This is a genomic window from Paraburkholderia sp. RL18-085-BIA-A (genome assembly GCF_046027075.1).
In the GTDB taxonomy this organism is placed as follows: Bacteria; Pseudomonadota; Gammaproteobacteria; order Burkholderiales; family Burkholderiaceae; genus Paraburkholderia.
Window position 1 is genome coordinate 1 of sequence record NZ_JARESU010000049.1, and the last position, 21,398, is coordinate 21,398.

21 protein-coding genes are annotated in these 21,398 nt (G+C 64.5%); 11 read left to right on the top strand and 10 right to left on the bottom strand.

Going from position 1 to position 21,398, the window contains the following annotated elements; all coding sequences use genetic code 11:
- Nucleotides 1–135: 135 nt before the first annotated feature.
- On the bottom strand, nt 136–1,596 hold the full coding sequence (locus P0D89_RS27580) for a heavy metal sensor histidine kinase (RefSeq protein WP_408377500.1): 1,461 nt from the start codon (nt 1,594–1,596) through the stop codon (nt 136–138).
- Entirely contained in the window at nt 1,596–2,273 is a 678-nt protein-coding gene (locus tag P0D89_RS27585) for a heavy metal response regulator transcription factor (RefSeq protein ID WP_408357846.1), read from the bottom strand. The genes P0D89_RS27580 and P0D89_RS27585 overlap by 1 nt, the downstream gene beginning before the upstream one ends.
- 354 nt (nt 2,274–2,627) lie before the next feature.
- Here P0D89_RS27585 and P0D89_RS27590 point away from each other — a divergent pair, with 354 nt between their 5' ends.
- Nucleotides 2,628–3,671 (top strand): rod shape-determining protein, encoded by a 1,044-nt coding sequence (locus tag P0D89_RS27590; protein ID WP_408357845.1) that lies wholly within the window; start codon nt 2,628–2,630, stop codon nt 3,669–3,671.
- A gap of 287 nt (nt 3,672–3,958) precedes the next feature.
- The gene (locus P0D89_RS27595; RefSeq protein ID WP_408357844.1) at nt 3,959–5,545 is read left to right on the top strand and encodes a gamma-glutamyltransferase family protein; all 1,587 of its coding nucleotides are present in this window, start codon (nt 3,959–3,961) and stop codon (nt 5,543–5,545) included.
- A gap of 122 nt (nt 5,546–5,667) precedes the next feature.
- On the opposite strand, the gene P0D89_RS27600 is transcribed toward P0D89_RS27595, so the two are convergent.
- Genes P0D89_RS27600 through P0D89_RS27610 form a run of 3 tightly spaced genes read right to left on the bottom strand, consistent with a single transcriptional unit; the run spans nt 5,668 to nt 7,965 of the window.
- Nucleotides 5,668–6,258 carry a flavin reductase family protein gene (locus P0D89_RS27600; protein WP_408357843.1) on the bottom strand — a complete coding sequence of 197 codons (591 nt, stop codon included), beginning with the start codon at nt 6,256–6,258 and terminating at the stop codon, nt 5,668–5,670.
- Nucleotides 6,248–7,003 carry a GntR family transcriptional regulator gene (locus tag P0D89_RS27605; protein ID WP_408377502.1) on the bottom strand — a complete coding sequence of 252 codons (756 nt, stop codon included), beginning with the start codon at nt 7,001–7,003 and terminating at the stop codon, nt 6,248–6,250. Before P0D89_RS27605 ends, P0D89_RS27600 begins: the two co-directional genes overlap by 11 nt.
- The gene (locus P0D89_RS27610; protein WP_408377504.1) at nt 7,000–7,965 is read right to left on the bottom strand and encodes a polysaccharide deacetylase family protein; all 966 of its coding nucleotides are present in this window, start codon (nt 7,963–7,965) and stop codon (nt 7,000–7,002) included. Before P0D89_RS27610 ends, P0D89_RS27605 begins: the two co-directional genes overlap by 4 nt.
- Nucleotides 7,966–8,283: 318 nt before the next feature.
- Between P0D89_RS27610 and P0D89_RS27615 the strand changes: the two genes are divergently transcribed.
- The 5 genes from P0D89_RS27615 (at nt 8,284) to P0D89_RS27635 (ending at nt 13,376) form a co-directional block, all read left to right on the top strand.
- Complete coding sequence (locus P0D89_RS27615) at nt 8,284–9,342, top strand: ABC transporter ATP-binding protein (protein ID WP_408357840.1); 1,059 nt, start codon at nt 8,284–8,286, stop codon at nt 9,340–9,342.
- Nucleotides 9,343–9,403: 61 nt separating this feature from the next.
- Nucleotides 9,404–10,699 (top strand): ABC transporter substrate-binding protein, encoded by a 1,296-nt coding sequence (locus tag P0D89_RS27620; RefSeq protein ID WP_408377506.1) that lies wholly within the window; start codon nt 9,404–9,406, stop codon nt 10,697–10,699.
- A gap of 133 nt (nt 10,700–10,832) precedes the next feature.
- A complete protein-coding gene (locus P0D89_RS27625) occupies nt 10,833–11,747 on the top strand; it encodes an ABC transporter permease (protein ID WP_408377507.1) in 915 nt (304 codons plus the stop codon).
- 2 nt (nt 11,748–11,749) lie between these two features.
- Nucleotides 11,750–12,655 (top strand): ABC transporter permease, encoded by a 906-nt coding sequence (locus P0D89_RS27630; protein WP_408377509.1) that lies wholly within the window; start codon nt 11,750–11,752, stop codon nt 12,653–12,655.
- A gap of 202 nt (nt 12,656–12,857) precedes the next feature.
- Nucleotides 12,858–13,376: an SLATT domain-containing protein gene (locus tag P0D89_RS27635; protein ID WP_408357836.1), complete on the top strand. Its 519-nt coding sequence runs from the start codon at nt 12,858–12,860 to the stop codon at nt 13,374–13,376.
- Between the two features lie 156 nt (nt 13,377–13,532).
- Here the strand turns inward: P0D89_RS27635 and P0D89_RS27640 are convergent, their stop codons facing one another.
- Nucleotides 13,533–14,225 carry a YceH family protein gene (locus P0D89_RS27640; RefSeq protein ID WP_408377511.1) on the bottom strand — a complete coding sequence of 231 codons (693 nt, stop codon included), beginning with the start codon at nt 14,223–14,225 and terminating at the stop codon, nt 13,533–13,535.
- A 365-nt stretch (nt 14,226–14,590) separates the two neighbouring features.
- On the bottom strand, nt 14,591–14,986 hold the full coding sequence (locus P0D89_RS27645) for a PaaI family thioesterase (RefSeq protein ID WP_149669432.1): 396 nt from the start codon (nt 14,984–14,986) through the stop codon (nt 14,591–14,593).
- Between the two features lie 136 nt (nt 14,987–15,122).
- Here P0D89_RS27645 and P0D89_RS27650 point away from each other — a divergent pair, with 136 nt between their 5' ends.
- Entirely contained in the window at nt 15,123–15,398 is a 276-nt protein-coding gene (locus tag P0D89_RS27650; RefSeq protein WP_408357834.1) for a hypothetical protein, read from the top strand.
- A gap of 93 nt (nt 15,399–15,491) precedes the next feature.
- Nucleotides 15,492–15,779 (top strand): BON domain-containing protein, encoded by a 288-nt coding sequence (locus tag P0D89_RS27655; RefSeq protein WP_408357833.1) that lies wholly within the window; start codon nt 15,492–15,494, stop codon nt 15,777–15,779.
- A gap of 76 nt (nt 15,780–15,855) precedes the next feature.
- Here the strand turns inward: P0D89_RS27655 and P0D89_RS27660 are convergent, their stop codons facing one another.
- The gene (locus P0D89_RS27660; RefSeq protein ID WP_408357832.1) at nt 15,856–18,249 is read right to left on the bottom strand and encodes a phosphoketolase family protein; all 2,394 of its coding nucleotides are present in this window, start codon (nt 18,247–18,249) and stop codon (nt 15,856–15,858) included.
- A gap of 451 nt (nt 18,250–18,700) precedes the next feature.
- Between P0D89_RS27660 and P0D89_RS27665 the strand changes: the two genes are divergently transcribed.
- Both P0D89_RS27665 and P0D89_RS27670 read left to right on the top strand, forming a co-directional pair.
- Nucleotides 18,701–18,826, top strand: a complete 126-nt coding sequence (locus P0D89_RS27665) for a hypothetical protein (RefSeq protein WP_408357831.1) — start codon at nt 18,701–18,703, stop codon at nt 18,824–18,826.
- 99 nt (nt 18,827–18,925) lie between these two features.
- Nucleotides 18,926–19,465, top strand: a complete 540-nt coding sequence (locus P0D89_RS27670; protein ID WP_408377513.1) for an ankyrin repeat domain-containing protein — start codon at nt 18,926–18,928, stop codon at nt 19,463–19,465.
- A gap of 102 nt (nt 19,466–19,567) precedes the next feature.
- Here the strand turns inward: P0D89_RS27670 and P0D89_RS27675 are convergent, their stop codons facing one another.
- Both P0D89_RS27675 and gnd read right to left on the bottom strand, forming a co-directional pair.
- Nucleotides 19,568–20,266 (bottom strand): HAD family hydrolase, encoded by a 699-nt coding sequence (locus P0D89_RS27675; protein ID WP_408377515.1) that lies wholly within the window; start codon nt 20,264–20,266, stop codon nt 19,568–19,570.
- 54 nt (nt 20,267–20,320) lie between these two features.
- The gene (gnd, locus tag P0D89_RS27680) at nt 20,321–21,358 is read right to left on the bottom strand and encodes a phosphogluconate dehydrogenase (NAD(+)-dependent, decarboxylating) (RefSeq protein WP_408357828.1); all 1,038 of its coding nucleotides are present in this window, start codon (nt 21,356–21,358) and stop codon (nt 20,321–20,323) included.
- Between the last annotated feature and the right edge of the window lie 40 nt (nt 21,359–21,398).

A 21,398-nucleotide genomic window follows, 5' to 3' on the forward strand; every position in this document is an offset into this window, starting at 1 on the left:
GCTGAAGGCGTTGGGCGGCACGTGGAATGACCGGTCGCTGAACCCGGCCGCGGCCACGGCCACGGCGAAAGCGACGACGCCGACGCCTGGATAAAGTGCTGATGAACCACTCGCGTTACCGTTACTGGCGAGCCGTCATCCGGCCCGCCTGAACGTCAGCACGAAGCGCGTGCTGCGCGCATCGCTTTCGGCATGCACGGAGCCGCCATGCAGATCCATGATCGTGCGCACGATCGCAAGCCCTAGCCCCGTCGAACCCGTGGACCCTTGCGACAACCCCGACGAAGGCAGCGCACTGCGCGACGGATCGACGCGATAGAAACGGTCGAAAATCCGTTCGAGATGCCCGGCGGGGATCGGCTGCCCCTGGTTCGACACGGTGACGCGCACCGTGTCGACCGAGCCGCTCGCGTCCAGCACGATCTCGCCGCCCGGGGGCGTATAGCGGATCGCATTGGCGAGCAGATTGCTGACGGCGCGGCGAAACAGTTCGAGATCGGCCGTCAGGCTCGCCCCGCCGCTCACGCTCACGCGCACGTTGGCTTCTTCCGCAATCCCTTCGAAGTAGTCGGCGATATGCGTCAACTCCCACGCCGCGTCGAACTCGCGCATGTGTTTGACGAACTGCGGATGTTCGGCTCGCGCAAGAAACAGCACGTTTTCGATCATCCTCGTCAGGCGGTCGCACTCTTCCAGATTCGACGCCAGCACCGACTCGTATTCGTCGACGGTGCGCGGCCTGGCCAGCGCGACTTCGGTGGCGCCGCGCATGTTGCCAAGCGGCGTGCGCATGTCGTGCGCGAGATCGGCGGTGAAACGCGACAGCCGCTGGAAGCCCTGCTCGACGCGTTCGAGCATCGCATTCAGCGATGCCACCAGCGCTTCCAGTTCGCTCGGCACGCGCGCGACCTCGATTCGCGTATGGAGACGATTGACCGTGACAAGGCTCGCGCTCGCCGCGATATCGCGCAAGGGCCGCAGCGCGGCTCGAATCAGCAGATAGCCCAGCAGCATTGCCAGCAGCACGCCGGCCATGCCGGCCACGTGGAGCTTGTCGCGGTAACGGTCCAGCAGCAGCCAGCGGTCGCTCATGTTGCGCGCCACCAGCACGCTCGCCGTGTCGCCGTTGTGCAGTCGCACGTCGGTGAGGATGCCGCGAATCGGCGCGCCAGCGCGGCCGTGCCAGTCGCCGATGTCGGCGTCGGTGATGCGCGCCGTGGCGGCCACCCGCGCGAGCGGCGGCAACGCGGCAATGCTTGCCGCGCCGCTGGCCCCGTCCGGGGGCGCGAGCGTCTCGGCGATGTTGTGTGCGAGCGCGCGGCTGCCGTCCGGGCCGAACACTTCCATCGACATCGCGGCATTGCCGAGCACGATGCTGATCAACCGCTCGCCATGCTCGCGAATTCCCTGCGCCGACTCCAGTTCCTGCATCAGCCGCCGTGCGTGGCGCGCAGCGAGCACGATGTCGAGATCGTCCTGCGCCTTGATCTGCTTATCGAGCGCGAGGTACAGAAAACTGCCGACTAGCACGAACACCGCCAGCGTGGTGAAACCGAATGCAAGCGCGAGCGTCGCGGCGAGCGAACGGCCGCGCATCAGGCGGCGCCTTTCAGTTCGAGCACATAGCCGACGCCGCGCACGGTGTGAATCAGTTTGACGGGGAAGTTGTCGTCGATCTTGGTGCGCAGCCGGCGGATCGCGACCTCGACGACGTTGGTGTCGCTGTCGAAATTCATGTCCCACACATACGACGCGATCTGCGTGCGGCTCAGCACTTCGCCCTGGCGGCGCGCGAGGAGTTGCAGCAGCGAAAATTCACGCGGCGTCAGATCGATGCGCATGCCGCCCCGTTTGACGCGCCGGCGGTTCACGTCCATTTCGAGGTCGCCCACCTTGATCAGCTCGCTTTCGCGCGGCGGCCCACGGCGCGCGAGCGTACGCACGCGCGCCAGCATTTCGACGAACGCGAACGGCTTGACCAGGTAGTCGTCGGCGCCGAGTTCGAGGCCGCGCACGCGGTCGTCGACGTCGTCGCGCGCGGTGAGGAACAGCACGGGCGTGGTGCGGGTGCTGCGCAAGGTCTTGACGACGGTCCAGCCGTCCATGCCGGGCAGCATCACGTCGAGCACGATCACGTCGTACTCCTCTTCCTGCGCGAGCAGCAGACCTTGCGGGCCGTCGTTCGCCACGTCGACCGCGTAGCCGGATTCTTCCAGGCCTTTCTTCAGATAGGCGGCTGTTTTCAGCTCGTCCTCGATCACCAGGATTCGCATCGGTTGCTCCGCTTTGCGTTGACTGTGAAATCATACCGTCAAGTGCCCTGGTCGATGATTACGATCCGGTAATGAACGTGCGCCCAGCGACCCGGCTACGCGGCTTATGACGAGGCACGGCTGGCCGCCGCGCTGGGCTTTGTCCGGCCGCGCCGCCCAGCCCAGCACCCTCTGGGTCCGCACGGCGCGCGCCCGGACGCGAGTGCCCCGCTGCCAATGCGGTTGCCGCTCCCGCCGCCGCATCCGAAACTGTTATTCTTCCCTCTCCTTCGACCATCACCTGGTCGCCAGCCGCCAACGGGCGGCACTCCCCGGCGGCGCTCGCGCGGCCACCTCCGAGACACAGGAATTTGCATGTTCGGCTTTCTGCGCGGTTATTTCTCCAACGACCTGGCAATCGACCTCGGCACGTCGAATACGCTGATCTACATGCGTGGCAAAGGCATCGTGCTGGACGAACCCTCGGTAGTCTCGATTCGTCAGGAAGGCGGCCCGAATGGCAAGAAGATCATTCTGGCCGTCGGCAGGGAAGCAAAACAGATGCTCGGCAAAGTGCCGGGCAACATCGAGGCGATCCGTCCGATGAAAGACGGCGTGATCGCCGACTTCAACATCACCCAGCAGATGATCAAGCGCTTCATTCAGATGGCGCACGAGTCGCGGATGTTCGCGCCGTCGCCGCGCATCATCATCTGCGTGCCCTGCGGCTCCACTCAGGTCGAGCGGCGTGCGATCAAGGAAGCCGCGCATAGCGCGGGCGCCTCGCAGGTCTATCTGATCGAGGAGCCGATGGCCGCCGCAACCGGCGCGGGGCTGCCGGTGTCGGACGCGACGGGCTCGATGGTGGTCGACATCGGCGGCGGCACGACCGAAGTCGGCGTGATCTCGCTCGGCGGCATCGTGTACAAGGGCTCGGTGCGCGTGGGCGGCGACAAGTTCGACGACGCGATCGTCAATTACATCCGCCGCAACTACGGGATGCTGATCGGCGAGCAGACGGCCGAAGCGATCAAGAAGGAAATCGGCTCCGCGTTTCCGGGCTCCGAAGTCAAGGAGATGGAAGTCAAGGGCCGCAATATGTCGGAGGGCATTCCGCGCAGCTTCACGGTGTCCAGCAACGAGATTCTGGAAGCGTTGACCGATCCGCTCAACCAGATCGTCTCCGCGGTGAAGATCGCGCTAGAACAAACGCCGCCGGAACTCGGCGCTGACATCGCGGAGCGCGGCATCATGCTGGCGGGCGGCGGCGCGCTGCTGCGCGACCTCGACCGGCTGCTCGCGGAAGAGACGGGGCTGCCGGTGTTCGTGGCCGAAGCACCGCTGACTTGCGTGGTGCGTGGGTCGGGGATGGCGCTCGAGCGGATCGAGAAGTTCGGGGGCGCATTTTCGTACGATTGAGCGAGCGGGAAGAAGCGGGCGCGTTTGGTCACTTCGTCACGCACGCACAGCATCGTTCCCATTGGCGGTAGCGCGATCATTTGAAGTTGAAAGTTCTCGCTACGCCGATCACGCAGCTTGCACGCCTTGCGCGAACAAGCACCACGCCTTGCGCGAATTAGCGCCACGCCTCGCACCACCAGCCCGCAACAACCCCCCGCCAGATTTTTTTCGCGCAACGCGCGAACTTATACTCCGTACATCGGCGCGCCCACCCACGGCTCGCCGCAACCCGTAGCGGAGCAACCATGCACGACAAACGACTCGCCGGCACGCCGAGCGGCATGGTCACCAGCCCTCATGTGTTGGCGAGCGAAGCCGGCCGCGACGTGTTGCGCGCGGGCGGCAATGCGATCGAAGCAGCTATCGCGATCGGCGCGGCGCTGTGCGTGACGTATCCGCATTTCACGGGACTCGGCGGCGACGCCTTCTGGATGATCGCCGACCGTAACGGCATGTTGCGCACGCTCTCGGGCATCGGCCAGGCTGCGGCGCAACTGCCCGCGTTCGACAGTACGATTCCGATGCGCGGCCCGGCGTCCGCGCTCACTACCGCCGCGACCGTCGACACCTGGCATCACGCGTATCAGATCAGCAAAAGCGCATGGGGCGGCACGCAGCCGTGGTCGTCGCTGTTCGATCGTGCGCTCGACTATGCAAGCAACGGTTTTCCGGTCACGCCGTCCCAACATTTCTGGCAAAACCTGCGAGCCGAGGAACTGGGTGCATTGCCAGGCTTCGCGGCGGCCTTCGCTCCCCACGGCAGGATTCCCGAGATCGGCGAACGTTTCGCGCAACCCGCGTTGGCGAACAGCATTGAACGGATTGCCCGCTTCGGTGCGCGCGAATTTTATGACGGCGAACTCGCCGAACGCATCGCGCGCGGTTTGCGGCAGGCCGGCTCGCCGCTTACATCAAGCGATCTCGCCAGCACCCGGGCACGCGACGAAGCGCCGCTGCGAGTCGCGTATCGCGGCGGCGAACTGGTGAGCCTGCGTCCGCCCACGCAAGGTGTAACGACCCTGCAAATCATGGGCACGCTGGAGCGCTTCGACATCGGCGCGATTCGCGAAGGCAGCGCCGATTACTATCATCTGCTGGTGGAAGCGGTGAAGTGCGCGTTCGTCGATCGGGACCGTTTCGTAGCCGACCCCGAATTCAACGACGTGCCGGTTGATCAGATGCTGTCACCCGCGACGCTCGATGCCCATGCGCGCTCCATCAACCTGCATCGAGCACGGGCATGGCCGCAGGTTTTCCGTCCAGGCGACACCGTGTACATCGCCGCGACGGATAGCCTGGGCCGCAGCGTCAGTGTGCTGCAAACGGTCTACTTCGATTGGGGCAGCGGCGTGGTGGCGGGCGACACCGGCATTCTGTGGCACAACCGCGGCGCGTCGTTCAGCACTCAGCCTGCGCACCACAATGTCGTGCGCCCGGGCAAGCGCCCATTTCATACGCTGAACCCCGGCATGTATCTGCAACACGGCCGCCCGCGCCTGCTGTTCGGCACGCAGGGCGCCGACGGGCAGCCGCAAACGCTGGCCGCCATTCTCACGCGGCTGATCGACTACGGCATGGACCCGCTTGCCGCACTCGCGCGCCCGCGCTTTCTGCTCGGCAAGACGTTCTCCGATACGCGTGATGCGTTAAAGCTCGAACAGGACGCCGGCGCCGATGTATTCGCCGCGCTCGCCGCGCGCGGTCACGAGGTCAGCGCGATTCCTGCGCAGAGTCCTTTGGCGGGCCTCCCCGGCGTGATCCGCATCGCAGCGAACGGCGCGGTTTCAGGCGCGCACGATCCGCGCAGCGATGGCCGCGCGCTAGGCATTTGACGAACTGCGCCGCTGCTCTCGCGCGTGAACAGCTTCACTGCGAACGCCACCGCCGGCTTCCTGGCTGATGCTAACCACCGCACTGACGAACGCGTGCGGGCAACGCACCGCCCCCACCATCGTCAACCCAACGTAAAACGATCACGCGTCGTCACATAGTCGCTCGCGCCAAAGCGGCCTACCGGAAAGTAGTGCTGCAAACGCACGCGCCACGTTTCGATGTCGATCAACCCGTCGCGCGCATGCAGCCGATGCACGCGCCCAATGAAAATCTGCCGGCTGCACGTCTCCAGCGTCTCCCAGATCGTGCATTCGAACGCAACCGGCGCTTCCGCGATACGCGGCGGCGCGACGTGCGAACTCGGCAACGGCGTCAAGCCGACTTCGGCAAGTTCGCTCACATTGGGCGGCAGTCTTGCGCCGCAGCGATGCATCTTCTCGGCGATCGCTTCGTCGGCGAGATGCACGACGAACTCGCCGGTCCGCGTGATATTGACCGCCGTGTCCTTGAGCGTGCCGTCCGCCACCCGATTGATGCTGATCATCACGATCGGCGGTTCTTCGCCGAGCATGTTGAACATCGAGAACGGCGCGGCATTGATCGTACCGTCGGCGCCGAGCGTGGTGACGAGCGCAATCGGACGCGGCACGATCAGGCTCGCCATCAGCTTGTAACGCTGGTATTCGGTGATCGCGTCGAAATCAATTTCCATGTCGGGCCGCCTGGCGGGTCGTCGCCTGTCCAATGATGCCGAGTAGCTGACCGAGGCTTTTCTCGCCGCGCATTCGCGACGTTTCGATGCGTTCTTCCAGATCGCGCAGATGCGCTTCCATATGCGCGATCGCGCCCGCCGCATCGCGCGCCTCGATGCAATCGACGATCGCTGCATGCTCCGCGTGCTCGCACGGCGCGTGCCCCGGCGGCTCGTATACGCCGACGATCAGCGAGCAGCGCGACACCAGTTCCTTCAGATAGTTTTGCAGGATCGAATTGCCGGCCAGTGCGGCGATGCGCATATGAAAGCCGCTGGCGAGCGTCGCCCACGAAGGTTGATCGAAGCGATGCATGGCGTCGTGCTCGCTCGCCAGTTGCTCACGCAGCGCCTCGATGTCGGTCGTGTTCGCGCGCTGCACGGCAAGCTCGACCAGCATCCGTTCGACGGAGCGCCGTGCTTCGAAAATCTCGCGGGTTTCCTCAGGGGTCGGCTCGGCGATCACCGCGCCCTTGTTCGGCCGCAACACGACGATGCCGTCATACGCGAGCTTCTCCAGCACGCGCCGCACGACCGCGCGGCCCACGCCGAACAGCTGGCACAGCTCGGGCTCCGGCAGCTTGGTGCCCGGCGTCAGCCGATGATTCAGCACACCGTCGAAGATCGACTGATAGATGCGCGCGTCGATGTCCGCTTCGTCGGCGGCGGCTTTTTTCGCGGTGGCCGCGACCGCTTTGGCACTCATGCCGCGACCGGACGCACGATGCCGTCCCGCTCCAGATCGTCCATATGACTCGCGATCGCACCCGGCGTGGTGATCCACACGTCGCCTCGCGCACGCGCGGCCGCGATGTGTTCGAGCGCGCGGCGCAGCTGCCGCAACCGGTAAGGCTGGCCGACCAGGTACGGATGCAGCGCGATGCCCATCACCAGCGCCTGGGGTTGCGTGCCGCGATTGGCCTGTTCGAGCATCTCGTCGAACTGATCGATGATCATGTCCGCGAATGCGCGGCCGTCCATGTGACGGCCCACCATCATCGGCAGATCGTTGAGTTCCTGCGGATACGGAATCGACCAGAGCGGCGCGCCGCGCGTGGTCATGCGCACGGGGCGGTCGTCGTGACACCAGTTCAGCGTGTAGCGATAGCCGGTCTCGGCCAGCAGATCGGGCGTCAAATGCGACTCCGAGATCCACGGCGACAGCCAGCCGTGCGGCGGCCTGCCCGATTCTTCCGCGATCCGTTCACGGCAATGCAGAAGCAACTCGCGCTCGCCGCGCTCGTCGAGCTCGCTCTGCCGATGCGCGTTCGTGTGCCCATGACCGATCAGCTCGTCACCACGTGCGACGCATGCCGCGATCAACTCCGGGCAGTGATCGTAGAGCGCGGTGTTGATCAGCGTGCCGGCGGGCAGCGCGAGCTGATCGAACAGTTCGATGCAACGCCATGCGCCGACGCGATTGCCGTACTCGCGCCAGCTATGGTTCAGCACATCCGGTTGCGGCGACAGCGGACCGAGTGCCGCACCGAGGCCTTCCCCGAATGCAAAGTGCTCGATGTTGAAGCCGAGATAGACCGCGAGTCCCGTCTCCCCGGGCCAGCGAAAAGCGTCGCTGTCGGTGATCGGCCGGTATGCGAAGCGGCCATGCGTGGTGAGCGCTTGACGCGCGCGGTTTGCTGCTGCTGGCATGTTCCGTATGTCGTTCATTTGCAAGAAGCCGTGGATGACGAAAAGCGCCGGGGCACGTCATGGATGAACCGGATTGGATCGGGTCATGCCCCGAGACGGACCGGATACGCACCGTGATCGCGCGAAATGAGCCTGCTGATCGCTGACGATCGACGCTGCGGATCGTTTGCAATATGTGAGCCAACTCGTAGACGTTAAGCACAACGGTGCGTCGGCGATCGGCGAGCGCCGCAATGCAGCGAATGGCACATGTCTTGCATTTGCATGGCTTCGCATCGGCGGCGAGTCTATGGCCGCGCATGCTCCACAGTTCGCCGTTCACGAGGACACCTCTTCATGATTCAGCCTGCTTCAACGGTGCTCGAAACCCAAGCCGCCGACATCGAACTGGTGCACGTGTCGAAGCAATACGGCGAGTCGCTGGCCGTCGACGCGATCGACCTGCGTATCGACGGCGGTCAGTACTGCTGTCTGCTCGGACCGTCGGGGTGCGGCAAGACCTCGACCTTGCGCATGATCGCCGGGCATGAATCGGTCACCGAAGGTGACATTCTGATCGCGGGCCGCAACGTCACGCGCGCCGAACCCGCGGCGCGCGGCACGGCGATGGTGTTTCAGAACTATGCGCTGTTCCCGCATCTGAGCGCGCTCGACAATGTCGCGTTCAGCCTGAAGATGCGCGGCGTCGCCAAGGACGTGCGGCGCAAGCGCGCGGCCGAACTGCTCGAACTGGTCGCGATGTCCGCGTATGCGGAGCGCAAACCCGCGCAGTTGTCCGGCGGCCAGCAGCAGCGCGTGGCGCTCGCGCGCGCGTTGTTGAATCAGCCCGGCTGCCTGCTGCTCGACGAACCGCTGTCCGCGCTCGACCCGTTCCTGCGCGTGCAGATGCGCGCCGAACTCAAGCGCTGGCAGAAAGAACTCGGCATTACCTTCGTGCACGTCACGCACTCGCAGGAAGAAGCGATGGCGCTCGCCGATCTCGTCGTGGTGATGAGCCACGGCCGTATCGAACAGAGCGGCACGCCGCACGAAGTGTTCAATCGTCCGCGCACCGAATTCGTCGCGCGCTTTCTCGGCGGACATAACGTCTTCAATACGAATGGGCGCCTTTTCACCGTGCGCGCTGACCATCTGCGGGTGGTGCCGCACGGCGTCACGCCGGTGCAGAACGCCAGCGGCGAGAGCGGCCTCACGCGCATCGGCGGCGTGCCCTGCAAGGTTCGCGAAGCCGAGTACCAGGGCACGCATCTGCGCATGACGCTCGACCCGCTCGACGGTTCGCCCGAATTGATCTCGCTCGTGAGCGACCGCGACTACGAAGCGACGCGCTTCGGCCCCGACGCGCGTGTGGTGGTCTGGTGGAACGAACAGGATGCGCATCCGCTGGCAGCGTGAGTGCCTGCGTTGCAGCGGATCGCGTCGCGGTGAATACAACGTCAACTGAGGAGAGAAAGCAATGAACGAAACGAACGAGAGCCCGGCAGCGGCCGTAACCGATGTGAAGGAAAAAGGCCTGTCGCGCCGCACGTTCATCAAGGGCGCGGTGGCCGCGGCCGGCATTGCCGGCTTTCCGTACGTGCATGCGCAGGAAAAGATCACGTTGCGCTACCTCGGCACGGCCGTTAATCAGAGTGCCGACATCGCGAAGAAATTCAAGGAAGACACCGGCATCGAGATTCAATACGTACCGGTGACCACCGACGACGTCGCCAAGCGCATCATCACGCAGCCCAATTCGTTCGATATCGTCGACACCGAATACTTCGCGCTCAAGAAGCTGATTCCGGCGGGCACGCTCGCGGGCATGGACACCAAACGCATCAAGCTCGCCGACAAGATCACGCCCGTGCTGACGCGCGGCGAAGTGAACGGCAAGAAGATCGGCGACCAGGGCACCGCGCCGAAGAAGGTGATGTTCCTGACCGGTCCGCGCTCGACCGAATTCTCCGCGACGCCCACCGAATGGATGACGTTGATCCCGACCACCTACAACGCGGACACGCTCGGCATTCGTCCCGACCTGATCAAGCGCCCGATCGACAGCTGGGCGGAACTGCTCAATCCGCAGTTCAAGGGCAAGGCGGCGCTGCTGAACATTCCCGCGATCGGCATCATGGATTCGGCGATGGCGATCGAGGCAATGGGCCACATGAAATACGGCGACAAAGGCAACATGACCAAGGCCGAGATCGATCAGACCATCAGGGTCCTGATCGAGGCCAAGCACGCGGGCCAGTTCCGCGCGTTCTGGAAGGACTTCAACGAGAGCGTGAACCTGATGGCGTCGGGCGAAGTCGTGATCCAGTCGATGTGGTCGCCAGCGGTGACGAAGGTGCGCACGATGGGGGTCGCGTGCAAATTCCAGCCGCTCAAGGAGGGCTATCGCTCGTGGGCGTCGGGCTTCGGCTTTCCGCGTTCGCTGCAAGGCAAGAAGCTCGACGCCGCGTACGAGTTCGTCAACTGGTTCCAGGACGGCTGGGCGGGCGCCTACCTGATGCGCCAGGGCTACTACCCCGGCGTGATCGAGACCGCGAAGACGCACATGCAGCCGTATGAATGGGACTACTGGATCGAAGGCAAACCGGCCGCGCAGGACATCAAGGCGCCGGACGGCCAGTTGCTCGAAAAGGCCGGCGCCGTGCGCGACGGCGGTTCGTACACCCAGCGCATGAGCGCGATTGCGTGCTGGAACGCGGTGATGGACGAGAACATCTATATGGTTCAGAAGTGGAACGAGTTCATCGCGGCCTGATCTGTGCAGCGCCGTGCGATGTATTTGCCGGCGCATAACGCGCCGGCAGCGGCTTTTTTCGCCGCGTAGTCCAGCGCAGCCCATTCCCCGCGCGGCGGTCTCGCCGCGCCAGTCATCCGGTAGACACGCGCCCATGGCAACGATCGATCTTCCCTCGCACGCGCAGGTCGCGCCCGTCAAACACCGCCGCGCGCCGGCATGGTTGCAGGCGACGCCGCTGTCGCTGACCTTCCTGCTGTTTTTCATCGTGCCGCTGGTCATCACGCTGATCGTCAGCTTCTGGGACTTCAACGAATACCAGATCATTCCCGCCTTCACGCTGAAGAACTACGCGGCGATCTTCAACGGCTGTTCGTCGATGACCGACGTCTGCGTGAGCTTCAAGACCTACTGGTCCACGCTGAAGTTCTGCGCGATCGTGTGGGCCGTGACGCTGCTGCTGGGCTTTTCGATCGCGTACTTCCTCGCGTTTCACGTGCGCACGACGAGCATGCAAACCGTGCTGTTCCTCGTCTGCACGATTCCGTTCTGGACGTCCAACGTGATCCGGATGATTTCGTGGATGCCGCTCCTGGGCCGCAACGGCCTCGTCAATCAGGCGCTGCTCGGCGCGCATCTGATCGATCAGCCGCTCGAATGGCTGCTGTATTCGAACTTCTCGGTGGTGCTCGCGTTCGTGCATCTGTACACATTCTTCATGATCGTGCCGATCTTCAACGCGATGATGCGCATCGACCGCTCGCTGCTCGAAGCCGCGCGCGACGCGGGCGCGAGCGGCTGGCAGGTGGTGCGCGACGTAGTGTTGCCGCTGTCGAAGACGGGCATCGTGATCGGCTCGATCTTCGTGATCACGATCGTGATGGGCGACTTCCTGACCGTCGGTGTGATGGGCGGCCAGCAGATCGCATCGGTCGGCAAGATCATTCAGGTGCAGACCGGCTACCTGCAGTTTCCCGCCGCGGCGGCCAACGCAATCATCCTGCTCGCCGTGGTGCTGATGATCGTGTGGGGTCTGACGCGGGTCGTCGATATCCGCAAGGAGCTGTGAAAATGCAGGCCATTCGCGTCAAACGTCGGGAACACCGTCCGGCAAGCTTCTACTGGCTCGCGTTGCTGTTCGGCCTGTTCGTGCTGTTTCTGTACGGACCGGTGATCACGATTTTCATCCTGTCGTTTCAGGGCCCCGAGGGCGGCCTGACGTTTCCGATGCGCGGCGTTTCGCTGCACTGGTTCGCGGTGCTGCGCGACGGCGTCGGCGATGTCGACATATGGGCCGCGTTCGGGCGGTCGGTCCGGCTCGCGCTGGCGGTCACGGTGCTGACCGTGCTGTTTTCGGTGGCCGCGGGCCTTGCCTTCCGTCGAAAATTTCGCGGCGACACGGCAGTGTTTTACGTGTCCGTAGCGAGTCTGATCATGCCGTCCATCATCGTGTCGCTCGGCATCGGCCTGACCTTCCGGCTGCTGGATAACGGCGTGAAGTTCCTCGCGTCGGCATGGGGATATCAATCATTCGCCGATAACTATACGACCTCGATGGGCCTCTTCACGTCGGCGCTCGGCGCGCATCTGACGTGGACGCTGCCGTTCGGTTTGCTGGTGATGTTCGCGGTATTCAACCGTTTCAATCCGGCTTACGAAGAAGCGTCGCGCGATCTGGGCGCGACGCCGTGGCAGAGTTTCCGGCATGTCGTGCTGCCGATCATCGGACCGTCGGTAGTCGGCGTCGCGATGTTCGGCTTCACGCTGTCATGGGACGAGATCGCTCGTACCTCCCAGGCGATCGGCGATCAGAACACCTTGCCGCTCGAACTTCAGGGACTCACCACGTCGGTGACGACGCCGGTCATTTACGCGCTCGGCACGATGACGACGGTGTTGTCGCTGACCGTGATGGGCGCGTGTCTGCTCGCGGTGAGGTTGCTGGCGCGCCGGCGCGCGGCGGCGGGGTTGCAATAGAGGCTTGCGCTTGCTTGCTCGCGGCAGGCCTTGTACTCCTGCGATCATGCGCGAGCCGCGATCGGTGGCTTCTATCGGAACGGCAATGCGCATCACGAGCGCTTCGGCATCGCGCGCAATGCATCGACGGTCTGAATCATGTGGCACAGTATCGCCAGGCGCGCGCACGACGCGTACGCCACCGTACAGCCCCATGAGCGACATGACGACACTGCCCGCCTACGAGCCTCCGGTCGACGAAAACGAGCTGCTGCTGAAGTGGATCCGCCGCGCACGCGAATCCCAGATGAGCCACTACGACATGGCCGACCTGCTGTCGGCGCGCGACCGCTGGATCGGCTGGCTGGTGACCGCGTTGACCGCGTTCGTGGGCACGGCGGCGTTCGCGTCGCTGACGTTGACTGCGATCTCGATGGAAATGCGGGTCTTTGTGGGGATCGTGAGCGTCACGGCCGTCGTGTCGGCCGCGTTGCAGACCTTCCTGCGCTATGCGGAGCGTGCGGAGAAGCACCGCGCGGCGGGCGCGCGCTATGGCGCTGTGCGTCGTAGACTCGAAGCGGTCTTTGCCGGCGACCCCGACGCGCGCGACGGCCACTACCTCACCGCGATTCGCGACGAACTCGACCGGCTCGCGGAAGATTCGCCGAACGTGCCGCCGCACATCTTCTACCGCACGCAGCGCACGCTATCGAGGGACACGCCACGCAGTCGCGATGCGTGAGCGGTGGGCTGTGAAGAGTGGTTGCGCATGGCGCGGTAAGAGTCTTTACGCGGCGCGCGAGTGAAGGCTTTTGCCAATCAAGTAGCCAATCGAATCGTAGTGTCCAACAACGCACGTTCGATAACGACTGGAACGCGCCTGCCATCCGTCACCGCTTCAAAGATCGTCGACGCTGATCCCCAACTCCGCCGCCATGCGCCGCACCACCGTTTGCAGCCGGCTCACCTCGTCGGCCAGGCGCTTCTGCTCGGCCTTCACCGCCTCGAAAGCGGACAACGGCACCGCATCATCCTCGGCGCCCGGCTGCGCAAGCTCGCTCGCGCTCACTTCGCCGCACAGCAGATGCGTCCAGCGGTTCTCGCGCTCGCCCGGCGTGCGTGCCAGCTTCACGACACGTGGCGGATCGTTGACCGCCAGTTCCTCCAGAAACGCCTCGACCGACGAAATATCGGCAAAGCCATGCAAACGCGCGCTGTTCAGCCGCAATTCGGCGGCGGTCTGCGGACCGCGTAGCAGCAACGTGGTCAGCAACGCCGCCGACTGGCTCGGCAAACCGAGCACGCGATTCATGTTGTGCTCGAAGCGCGGCACGCGGCTGCTGCTGCCTTCCATCACGAGGCTCAGCCGCTTCAGGCCGTCGACGGCGGTCAGCACCTCGGCCTCGGTCGCGTTCATCACCGGCGCGCGGCCGGTTTTCTGGTTGCAGCCAAGCGTCAGCGCGTTCAGCGAAAGCGGGTAACTGTCGGGCACGGTGTGCTGCTTTTCGACGAGCACGCCGAGCACGCGTCCTTCAAGCAACGTCAACGCACGGATCGAAGGACGGGAGGAAGCGTCGGGGGTGGAGTTCATAGATGATGTCGCGGCATGAGCCGCCGGGTCTCGTGGATGATGCGCGTTACCGTTGCACAGCAGGCGGCGCGTTGTGGTTTGTGGGCACTATGATAGACGGCCCGGGCGTCGCGGGGTACGAATCCCGGCATCCGGCGCCGGCCGGGCACACGGCGCGCTGCGGGCGATAGTTCCGGCTCGAAGCCCATTTCACGGAGCGACTCGATACGTGACCCAATGCCCGCCCGCCGCCCGCCGCCCGCCGCCCGCCGCCCGGCGATTGTGCGCGATCTCGCTCCTGCCCGGCACGGTGTGCGTGCCCGGCGCCTGCGAGCGCTTTTCCTCGCGCGCGGCGATCGCACGCACCGCTCGGCACCGCGACTTCCTCACGCCGTCTTCGAATACTTGAACGTCCCCTGCGCGCTCGCGATCAGCAGCTTGCCGTCCACCCACGCTTCGCCGCGCGAAAAGAAAATCGAGCGGCCCTGGCGCTCCAGAAAGCCCTTTGCCGTCACCGATTCGCCAAGTCCTTTGTCGAGATAGTTGGTGGTCAACGACAACGTGAACGCATGCCGCGCCGGTTGACCCATTGGCGCATAGAGGCCCGCGTATCCCGCCGCCGCATCGAGCAGGGTCGCGATCGCACCGCCTTGCAGCACACCCTGGCGATTCAGCTTGCTCGGGTCGATCGGCATGAGCAGTTCCGCGTAGCCGTCGCGCCATTGCGTCAAACGGACGCCGAGCGATTCGAGAAACGGGTTGTCGATGGGAAAGTCGGACATGTTCAAGCCTTTGCTGTTTTTCAATCGGATGAGGAAGGCGCGAAGCGCGCGGCCAATGATGAACAGTCAGCATACTAGCGTTCGCTCTCCGGCAGCGCCGAGCCGGGCGCCCACCTCAACAGGCCGATCCCACGCTGTGAGGCACAATCCCGGTTTCGCTCCTCGCGCTGCCCGGCCTGCCGCCGTCGATCATCAGCGTGATTCGCCACAGCGTGCCGACCGGTCCGCCGCTTACATCCTCGACTATGCGACTTCGGCGAATTACGCGGGACAGCTAACGGGGCCGCTCGCGGGCCGCTTCGTCGCCGCGCATTTCGGCATGCAGGCGGTGTTTCTGATCACGAGCGGCTTGATGCTCGGCGGCACGGTGTTCAATGGATGGGCGTTCAGCGGTTCGCGCGCCGCGCGGTGACGGCGAGCGTTGCGGCGGCGCACCACTGTCTCGCCGGCAAATTCCGTCACATCTGCTAGTGTTGTCTGACCAGACTCTTTCCGTGGAGCGCTCATGCCAGCCGCCCGACTAGCGAAGCACGAGCCAGCGCGCAGCGCCGGCAGAATGACCGACGCCACTACGCGCCTGAGCGACGCGCAGATCGCAGCGGAAGCAATCCGCCGCCTCGCGTGGGACGCCGCCGTGCCCGAACACACAATCCAGGTGAAAGTCTCGCGCGGCCGCATCACGCTGCACGGCGAACTGCAACGCGAGCAGCACAAAGCCGCCGCGCTCGAAGACGTTACGCGCCTGTTCGGCGTGACGGGTGTGTTGGATCGCACGGTCGTCAAGTCGGGCTAGCGTCAGCCGCCGATCGTCTTGTGCACCGCACTCGCGAACACATCGCGGCAACGCGAGTTGCGCCGCGCGCGGCGGTTCAGGATTTCCACGTCCAGTTGCGGATCTCTTCCCTGTCGATGCCCTCGGCATGCGCGTAAGCGAGATGCTCGATGATCTGCCCGCGCAGCCATTCCTTCGCGTGATCGCCGACGCCGCGCAGCGATGGCACGCGATTGATCACGTCGATCGCCAGCGAGAAACGGTCCACCTGATTGACGATCGCCAGTTCGAGCGGCGTGTTGATGTTGCCCTTTTCGTAGTAGCCATGCACGTGCAGGTTTTCGTGATTCGTGCGGTTGTAGGTGAGCTTGTGCACGAGCGACGCATACGAATGGAAGTTGAAGATCACCGGCTTGCTGGTGGTGAACAGGGAGTCGAAATCGCGATCGGACAGCCCGTGCGGATGCGCATGCTCGGGCATCAGCCGGAACAGATCGACCACGTTGACGAAGCGGATCTTCAGACCGGTAAAACGCTCCTTCAGAATCTGCACGGCGGCGAGCGCTTCCATCGTCGCGATGTCGCCGGCGCAGGCGACCACCACGTCCGGATCGACGCCCTGATCGGTCGACGCCCAGTCCCAAATGCCGATGCCCTTGGTGCAATGCGTGACGGCCGCGTTCATGTCGAGATACTGCAGATGCGGCTGCTTGTCGGACACGATCACGTTCACGTAGTCGCGCGAACGCAGACAATGATCGGCAACGCTCAGCAGGCAGTTCGCGTCCGGCGGCAGATAGATGCGCACCACGTCCGGGCTCTTGTTGGTGACCACGTCGAGAAAGCCGGGGTCCTGGTGCGTGAAGCCGTTGTGATCCTGACGCCATACGAGCGACGTGATCAGCAGGTTGATCGACGGCACCGGCTGGCGCCAGCCCAGGTCGCGCTTGGCTTTTTCCAGCCACTTGGCGTGCTGGTTGAACATCGAGTCGATCACGTGGACGAACGCTTCGTAAGTGGCGAACAGACCGTGGCGGCCGGTCAGCACGTAGCCTTCGAACCAGCCTTCGAGCGTATGTTCACTGAGCATCTCCATCACGCGGCCGTCGGGCGCGAGTTCGCCGCCGTCCGCGTCGCCCGGCTCGGTGTCGGCGAGCCAGGTTTTCGGCGAGGCTTCATAGACCGCGTTGAGCTTGTTGCTCGCGGTTTCGTCGGGGCCGAACACGCGGAAGTTCGTCATGTTCCTGCGCATCACGTCGCGCAGGAACGTGCCTAGCACGCCGGTCGGCGACGTGTACGACCCGGCGGGTTTCTTTACCGTCACCGCATAGTCGCGAAACGGCGGCATGTCGAGCATCTTGCACAGCAGCCCGCCGTTCGCATGCGGATTCGCGCTGATGCGGCGCGTACCTTCGGGCGCGAGTTCGCGCAGTTCTTCGACGAGACGCCCGGCTTCGTCGAACAGCGTGTCGGGTCCATAGCTGCGCAGCCAGCTTTCCACCAGTTTCAGGCTCTTGCCGTTGGTGGCCGGATCGAGCACCGGCACCTGGTGCGCGCGCCACGAGCCTTCCACCTTGTGGCCGTCCACTTCCTTCGGCCCGGTCCAGCCCTTCGGCGAACGCAGCACGATCATCGGCCAGCGCGGGCGCAACGTGTCGCGGTTCGCGCGCGCATGCTGCTGGATCGCGCGGATTTCGCCGATGCATTGTTCGAGCGCCGCCGCCATCAGCTGATGCATCGTGTCGGGATCGTCGCCTTCGACGAAATACGGTTTGTGGCCATAGCCTGTCAACAGCGCTTCGAGTTCCTCGCGGGGAATCCGCGCGAGGATCGTCGGATTGGCAATCTTGTAGCCGTTCAGGTGGAGCACCGGCAGCACGGCGCCGTCGCGGATCGGGTTGAGGAATTTGTTCGAGTGCCACGAGGTGGCAAGCGGGCCGGTTTCCGCTTCGCCGTCGCCGATCATCACCGTGACGATCAGATCGGGGTTGTCGAACGCGGCGCCGTACCCGTGCGACAGGCTATAGCCGAGTTCGCCGCCTTCGTGAATCGAGCCGGGCGTCTCGGGCGTGCAATGCGAACCGATGCCGCCCGGAAACGAGAACTGGCGGAAGAAGCGCCGCATGCCGGCTGCGTCCTCGCTGCGGTCCGGGTAGATCTCCGAGTAATGTCCTTCGAGATAGCAATGCGCGAGACTGGCCGGCGCGCCATGACCGGGACCCGACAGATAGATCATGTCCAGATCGAGCTTGCGGATCATCCGGTTCAGATGCACCAGCACGAAGCTTTGGCCCGGGTCCGAGCCCCAGTGGCCGAGCAGGCGGTTCTTGATGTGTTCGGGTTTGAGCGGTTCACGCAGCAGCGGGTTGTCGCGCAGATAGATCATGCCGACCGACAGGTAGTTGCACGCGCGCCAGTAGCGGTCCATCTTGCGCAGCGTGTCGGGGTCCAGGGTTTGCGGCGGGGCAGGATGCGAAACGGCTTCGGCCATGGCTCACTCCTCGAAAAGGACTGTCAGGCAGGTTGGCGGATGCGGCGGCGGGTGTTCGTGATGTGGGTGGCGTTGCGTGAAACGGCGGCAACCAAGGCTTCAAAGCAGCGGCAAGATCACAGCGCGTAGCGAGGTTGTTCTGTCATGCTCGTGACACAACCAGGGGCGTATTGACCCACGGCCCGATGCCGGCGGCTTTCCCCGGTGCCGGCTGCGATCGTCAGGGGATGTGACAGGCCGCGCGCGTCATGGTTCGACGCAATCGTCCAAAGCCTGACGTGCATCGTTCGACGGATTGCGCGAGTTCGATCTTGCACTAGACTTCCGGTGCGCCCCGGCGCAATGTATTAAGCTGCTCAAACCGGGCTGCTGATCACCCGAATGCGATGCGCAGCGGCAGCGCGCCATCGACGCGTCGCGCCTTCTCCTCTCTCTAACTTCAACCGCCGCCATGTCCACACCCAGCCCAGCCAAAGTGTTCGCGATCATCGTTCTCTCGCTCGTGGTGGTGTGCGTGGGCGTCGGCGTTCTGATCGGCGTGTTCGGGCTGCTGGTCAAGCTATTCGGCGTCGAGTAGCGCGCCGCCGGGGCGTCGTCGGCGCAAACTGTGTATTCTCAGCGTTGTTCCGGCGCCGTTGCGGCGCCCTGTTGCCCCGTTCGACCGCAAGGAGATTCCATGATGGACCCCGCCGATACTTCCCCGCCTTCCAGACCGCAAATCGATCCCCATTTGCAGGCGGTCGCGCAAGAGGTGTTCGATCTCGCGCGGTGCGGCGATGCCACGATGCTCGCCGCGGTAATCGAAAAAGGCGTGCCGCCCAATCTGCGCAACGACCGGGGTGACAGCCTGGTGATGCTCGCGAGCTACCACGGTCACGCGGATGCGGTTCGCACGCTGCTCGAACGCGGCGCCGATCCGAACCTGCGCAACGACAACGGCCAGACGCCGATTGCGGGCGCGGCCTTCAAGGGTTTCGACGAGGTGATCGAGACCTTGCTCGCGCACGGCGCGGACGTCGAAGGGGCATCGCCGGATGGCCGCACCGCGTTGATGGTGGCCGCGATGTTCAATCGCACCGCGATCATGGAGCTGCTGATTGCGCACGGCGCGAATCCGAATGCACGCGACGCCAACGGCGTGACGGCAGGCGATGCGGCCGCGCGCATGGGCGCGGGTGATGCGCAGGCGCGCCTGAAAGAACTCGGCGGGTCTTGATGCGGTGAGCGGTGTGGGCGGGGTGGCTTTGTTTTAGCGTTGGATGGTGTGGATGAAGCGCGTGGGTTCGCACATGCATTTGTGCTTTAAGCCCCGCACTTGTCACAAACCGCGCTTTCCGCCCATCAGCGCATCCACATCGAAGTCCGCCAACTCGCCAATCCGCTCGATGCTCACATCCGCTGGCGGGTTGTTCGCGATCTCTTTCGGATCGAAAGCATAGTGGCCCTGGCGCGGAAACACCGTCGTCAAAGTGCCGCCCCACGCATGTTTCATCGCGGTGAGAATGCGCAGCTTGTCGTCGACCATCACGTAGTGGCGAGCCGGATAGCATTCCATCACCTGATCGAGCATCAGCTCCTTATGGATGTAGATCAGCACCCGTCCCTCCACCTCGTCCCATAGGCCAGAACGGGAAATCTTGCGCGGCTGGAACACCACGTCGCCATCGGACAGGATCACCGTGGGCCCGCGCTCGCCGACATGCCGCAGCGCATCCAGCGCGCCCGGATACAGCCGGTTCGCAAACGGATACTCGATCAGGAACGACGCCATCAACAGGAGCCGCGTGTCGCGCGGATGCTCGCGCCGGTAACGCTGCAACGCGCCCAGGTAGTCGGCATAGCCCAGCTCGGCGCGCAAGTCCTCGAAGATGTCCCAATACCGCGCGTTATTCTCCGCGCCGAACTCGCGCATCATGTGCGAGCGCAAATCGGACAGCACGTGATCGTTGTCGAGCAGGGTGTTATCGCAGTCGAACAGAAACACGACGTCATGCGGCGTGGAGGTGGTGGCTTGCATCGCGGCTTCCTTGCGTGGCGTTGGCTTGTCGGTATATGCGCCTGGACTTTGCGCCTAGCTCTTCGGTCCTGGGTCCGGCTGCGCCGCTTTCTCGACGTGGCCGCCGAAATCATGCCGCATCGCCGACAATACCCGGTTCGCGAAGTCCGCTTCGCCGCGCGAGCTGAAGCGCGCGAACAGCGCCGCGCTCAGCACCGGCGTGGGCACCCCTTCGTCGATCGCCGCCGCCACCGTCCAGCGCCCCTCGCCCGAATCCGATACGCGTCCCGCGTAGTTCTGCAGATCGGCGTCGCCGACGAGCGACCCAGCGATCAGATCCAGCAGCCACGAGCCGATCACGCTGCCGCGCCGCCAGACCTCGCTGACGTCGGCGAGATTCAGGTCGTACTGGTACAGATCGGGGCGCCGTAGCGGCGACGTTTCCGCGTCGGCTTCGCGTGCGTGCTTGCCGGCGTCGGCGTGGCGCAGAATGTTCAGGCCTTCCGCATACGCGGCCATCATTCCGTATTCGATGCCGTTGTGGACCATCTTCACGAAGTGCCCCGCGCCTTGCGGTCCGCAATGCAGAAAGCCCTGGTCGGCGGTGCTCGCGCTCGCGGTGCGCCCCGGCGTGGGCGGCGCCGCGGCAGCGCCCGGCGCGAGTGTCGCGAAAATCGGTTCGAGCCGCTTCACGACCTCGGGCTCGCCGCCGATCATCAGGCAGTAGCCGCGCTCGCGCCCCGCGACACCGCCGCTCGTGCCGACATCCACATAGTGAAGCTGGCGCGCGGCAAGTTCGTGACTGCGGCGGATGTCGTCGTGGTAGTAGGAGTTGCCGCCGTCGATCACGATGTCGCCGGGCTCCAGCAAGGGCACGAGTTTTTCGAGCGTCGCGTCGACCACCGCGGCGGGCACCATCAGCCACACGGCGCGCGGCTTGCCGAGTTGCGTGACAAGGTCCTGCAACGACGCCGCGCCCGCCACTCCCTCCTGCTTGAGCCTCTCGACCGCCGCCGGCTGCACGTCGTAAGCGATGCATTGCTGACCGCCCTTAGTCAGGCGCCGGACCATGTCGGCGCCCATACGTCCCAATCCAATCATGCCTAGCTGCATATCTCGCTCCGGAAGGTGGCTCGTTGCGCTGCTCGATCTG

Excerpts from the sequence above, each read along its gene's own strand:
- P0D89_RS27675 (WP_408377515.1), bottom strand. The coding sequence starts at position 20,266 with ATGCAAGCCACCACCTCCACGCCGCATGACGTCGTGTTTCTGTTCGAC.
- P0D89_RS27670 (WP_408377513.1), top strand. The coding sequence starts at position 18,926 with ATGATGGACCCCGCCGATACTTCCCCGCCTTCCAGACCGCAAATCGAT.
- P0D89_RS27580 (WP_408377500.1), bottom strand. The coding sequence starts at position 1,596 with ATGCGCGGCCGTTCGCTCGCCGCGACGCTCGCGCTTGCATTCGGTTTC.
- P0D89_RS27600 (WP_408357843.1), bottom strand. The coding sequence starts at position 6,258 with ATGGAAATTGATTTCGACGCGATCACCGAATACCAGCGTTACAAGCTG.
- P0D89_RS27655 (WP_408357833.1), top strand. The coding sequence starts at position 15,492 with ATGCCAGCCGCCCGACTAGCGAAGCACGAGCCAGCGCGCAGCGCCGGC.
- P0D89_RS27660 (WP_408357832.1), bottom strand. The coding sequence starts at position 18,249 with ATGGCCGAAGCCGTTTCGCATCCTGCCCCGCCGCAAACCCTGGACCCC.
- P0D89_RS27640 (WP_408377511.1), bottom strand. The coding sequence starts at position 14,225 with ATGAACTCCACCCCCGACGCTTCCTCCCGTCCTTCGATCCGTGCGTTG.
- P0D89_RS27620 (WP_408377506.1), top strand. The coding sequence starts at position 9,404 with ATGAACGAAACGAACGAGAGCCCGGCAGCGGCCGTAACCGATGTGAAG.
- P0D89_RS27585 (WP_408357846.1), bottom strand. The coding sequence starts at position 2,273 with ATGCGAATCCTGGTGATCGAGGACGAGCTGAAAACAGCCGCCTATCTG.
- P0D89_RS27590 (WP_408357845.1), top strand. The coding sequence starts at position 2,628 with ATGTTCGGCTTTCTGCGCGGTTATTTCTCCAACGACCTGGCAATCGAC.
- gnd (WP_408357828.1), bottom strand. The coding sequence starts at position 21,358 with ATGCAGCTAGGCATGATTGGATTGGGACGTATGGGCGCCGACATGGTC.
- P0D89_RS27595 (WP_408357844.1), top strand. The coding sequence starts at position 3,959 with ATGCACGACAAACGACTCGCCGGCACGCCGAGCGGCATGGTCACCAGC.
- P0D89_RS27635 (WP_408357836.1), top strand. The coding sequence starts at position 12,858 with ATGACGACACTGCCCGCCTACGAGCCTCCGGTCGACGAAAACGAGCTG.
- P0D89_RS27645 (WP_149669432.1), bottom strand. The coding sequence starts at position 14,986 with ATGTCCGACTTTCCCATCGACAACCCGTTTCTCGAATCGCTCGGCGTC.
- P0D89_RS27630 (WP_408377509.1), top strand. The coding sequence starts at position 11,750 with ATGCAGGCCATTCGCGTCAAACGTCGGGAACACCGTCCGGCAAGCTTC.
- P0D89_RS27605 (WP_408377502.1), bottom strand. The coding sequence starts at position 7,003 with ATGAGTGCCAAAGCGGTCGCGGCCACCGCGAAAAAAGCCGCCGCCGAC.
- P0D89_RS27665 (WP_408357831.1), top strand. The coding sequence starts at position 18,701 with ATGTCCACACCCAGCCCAGCCAAAGTGTTCGCGATCATCGTTCTCTCG.
- P0D89_RS27615 (WP_408357840.1), top strand. The coding sequence starts at position 8,284 with ATGATTCAGCCTGCTTCAACGGTGCTCGAAACCCAAGCCGCCGACATC.
- P0D89_RS27625 (WP_408377507.1), top strand. The coding sequence starts at position 10,833 with ATGGCAACGATCGATCTTCCCTCGCACGCGCAGGTCGCGCCCGTCAAA.
- P0D89_RS27610 (WP_408377504.1), bottom strand. The coding sequence starts at position 7,965 with ATGAACGACATACGGAACATGCCAGCAGCAGCAAACCGCGCGCGTCAA.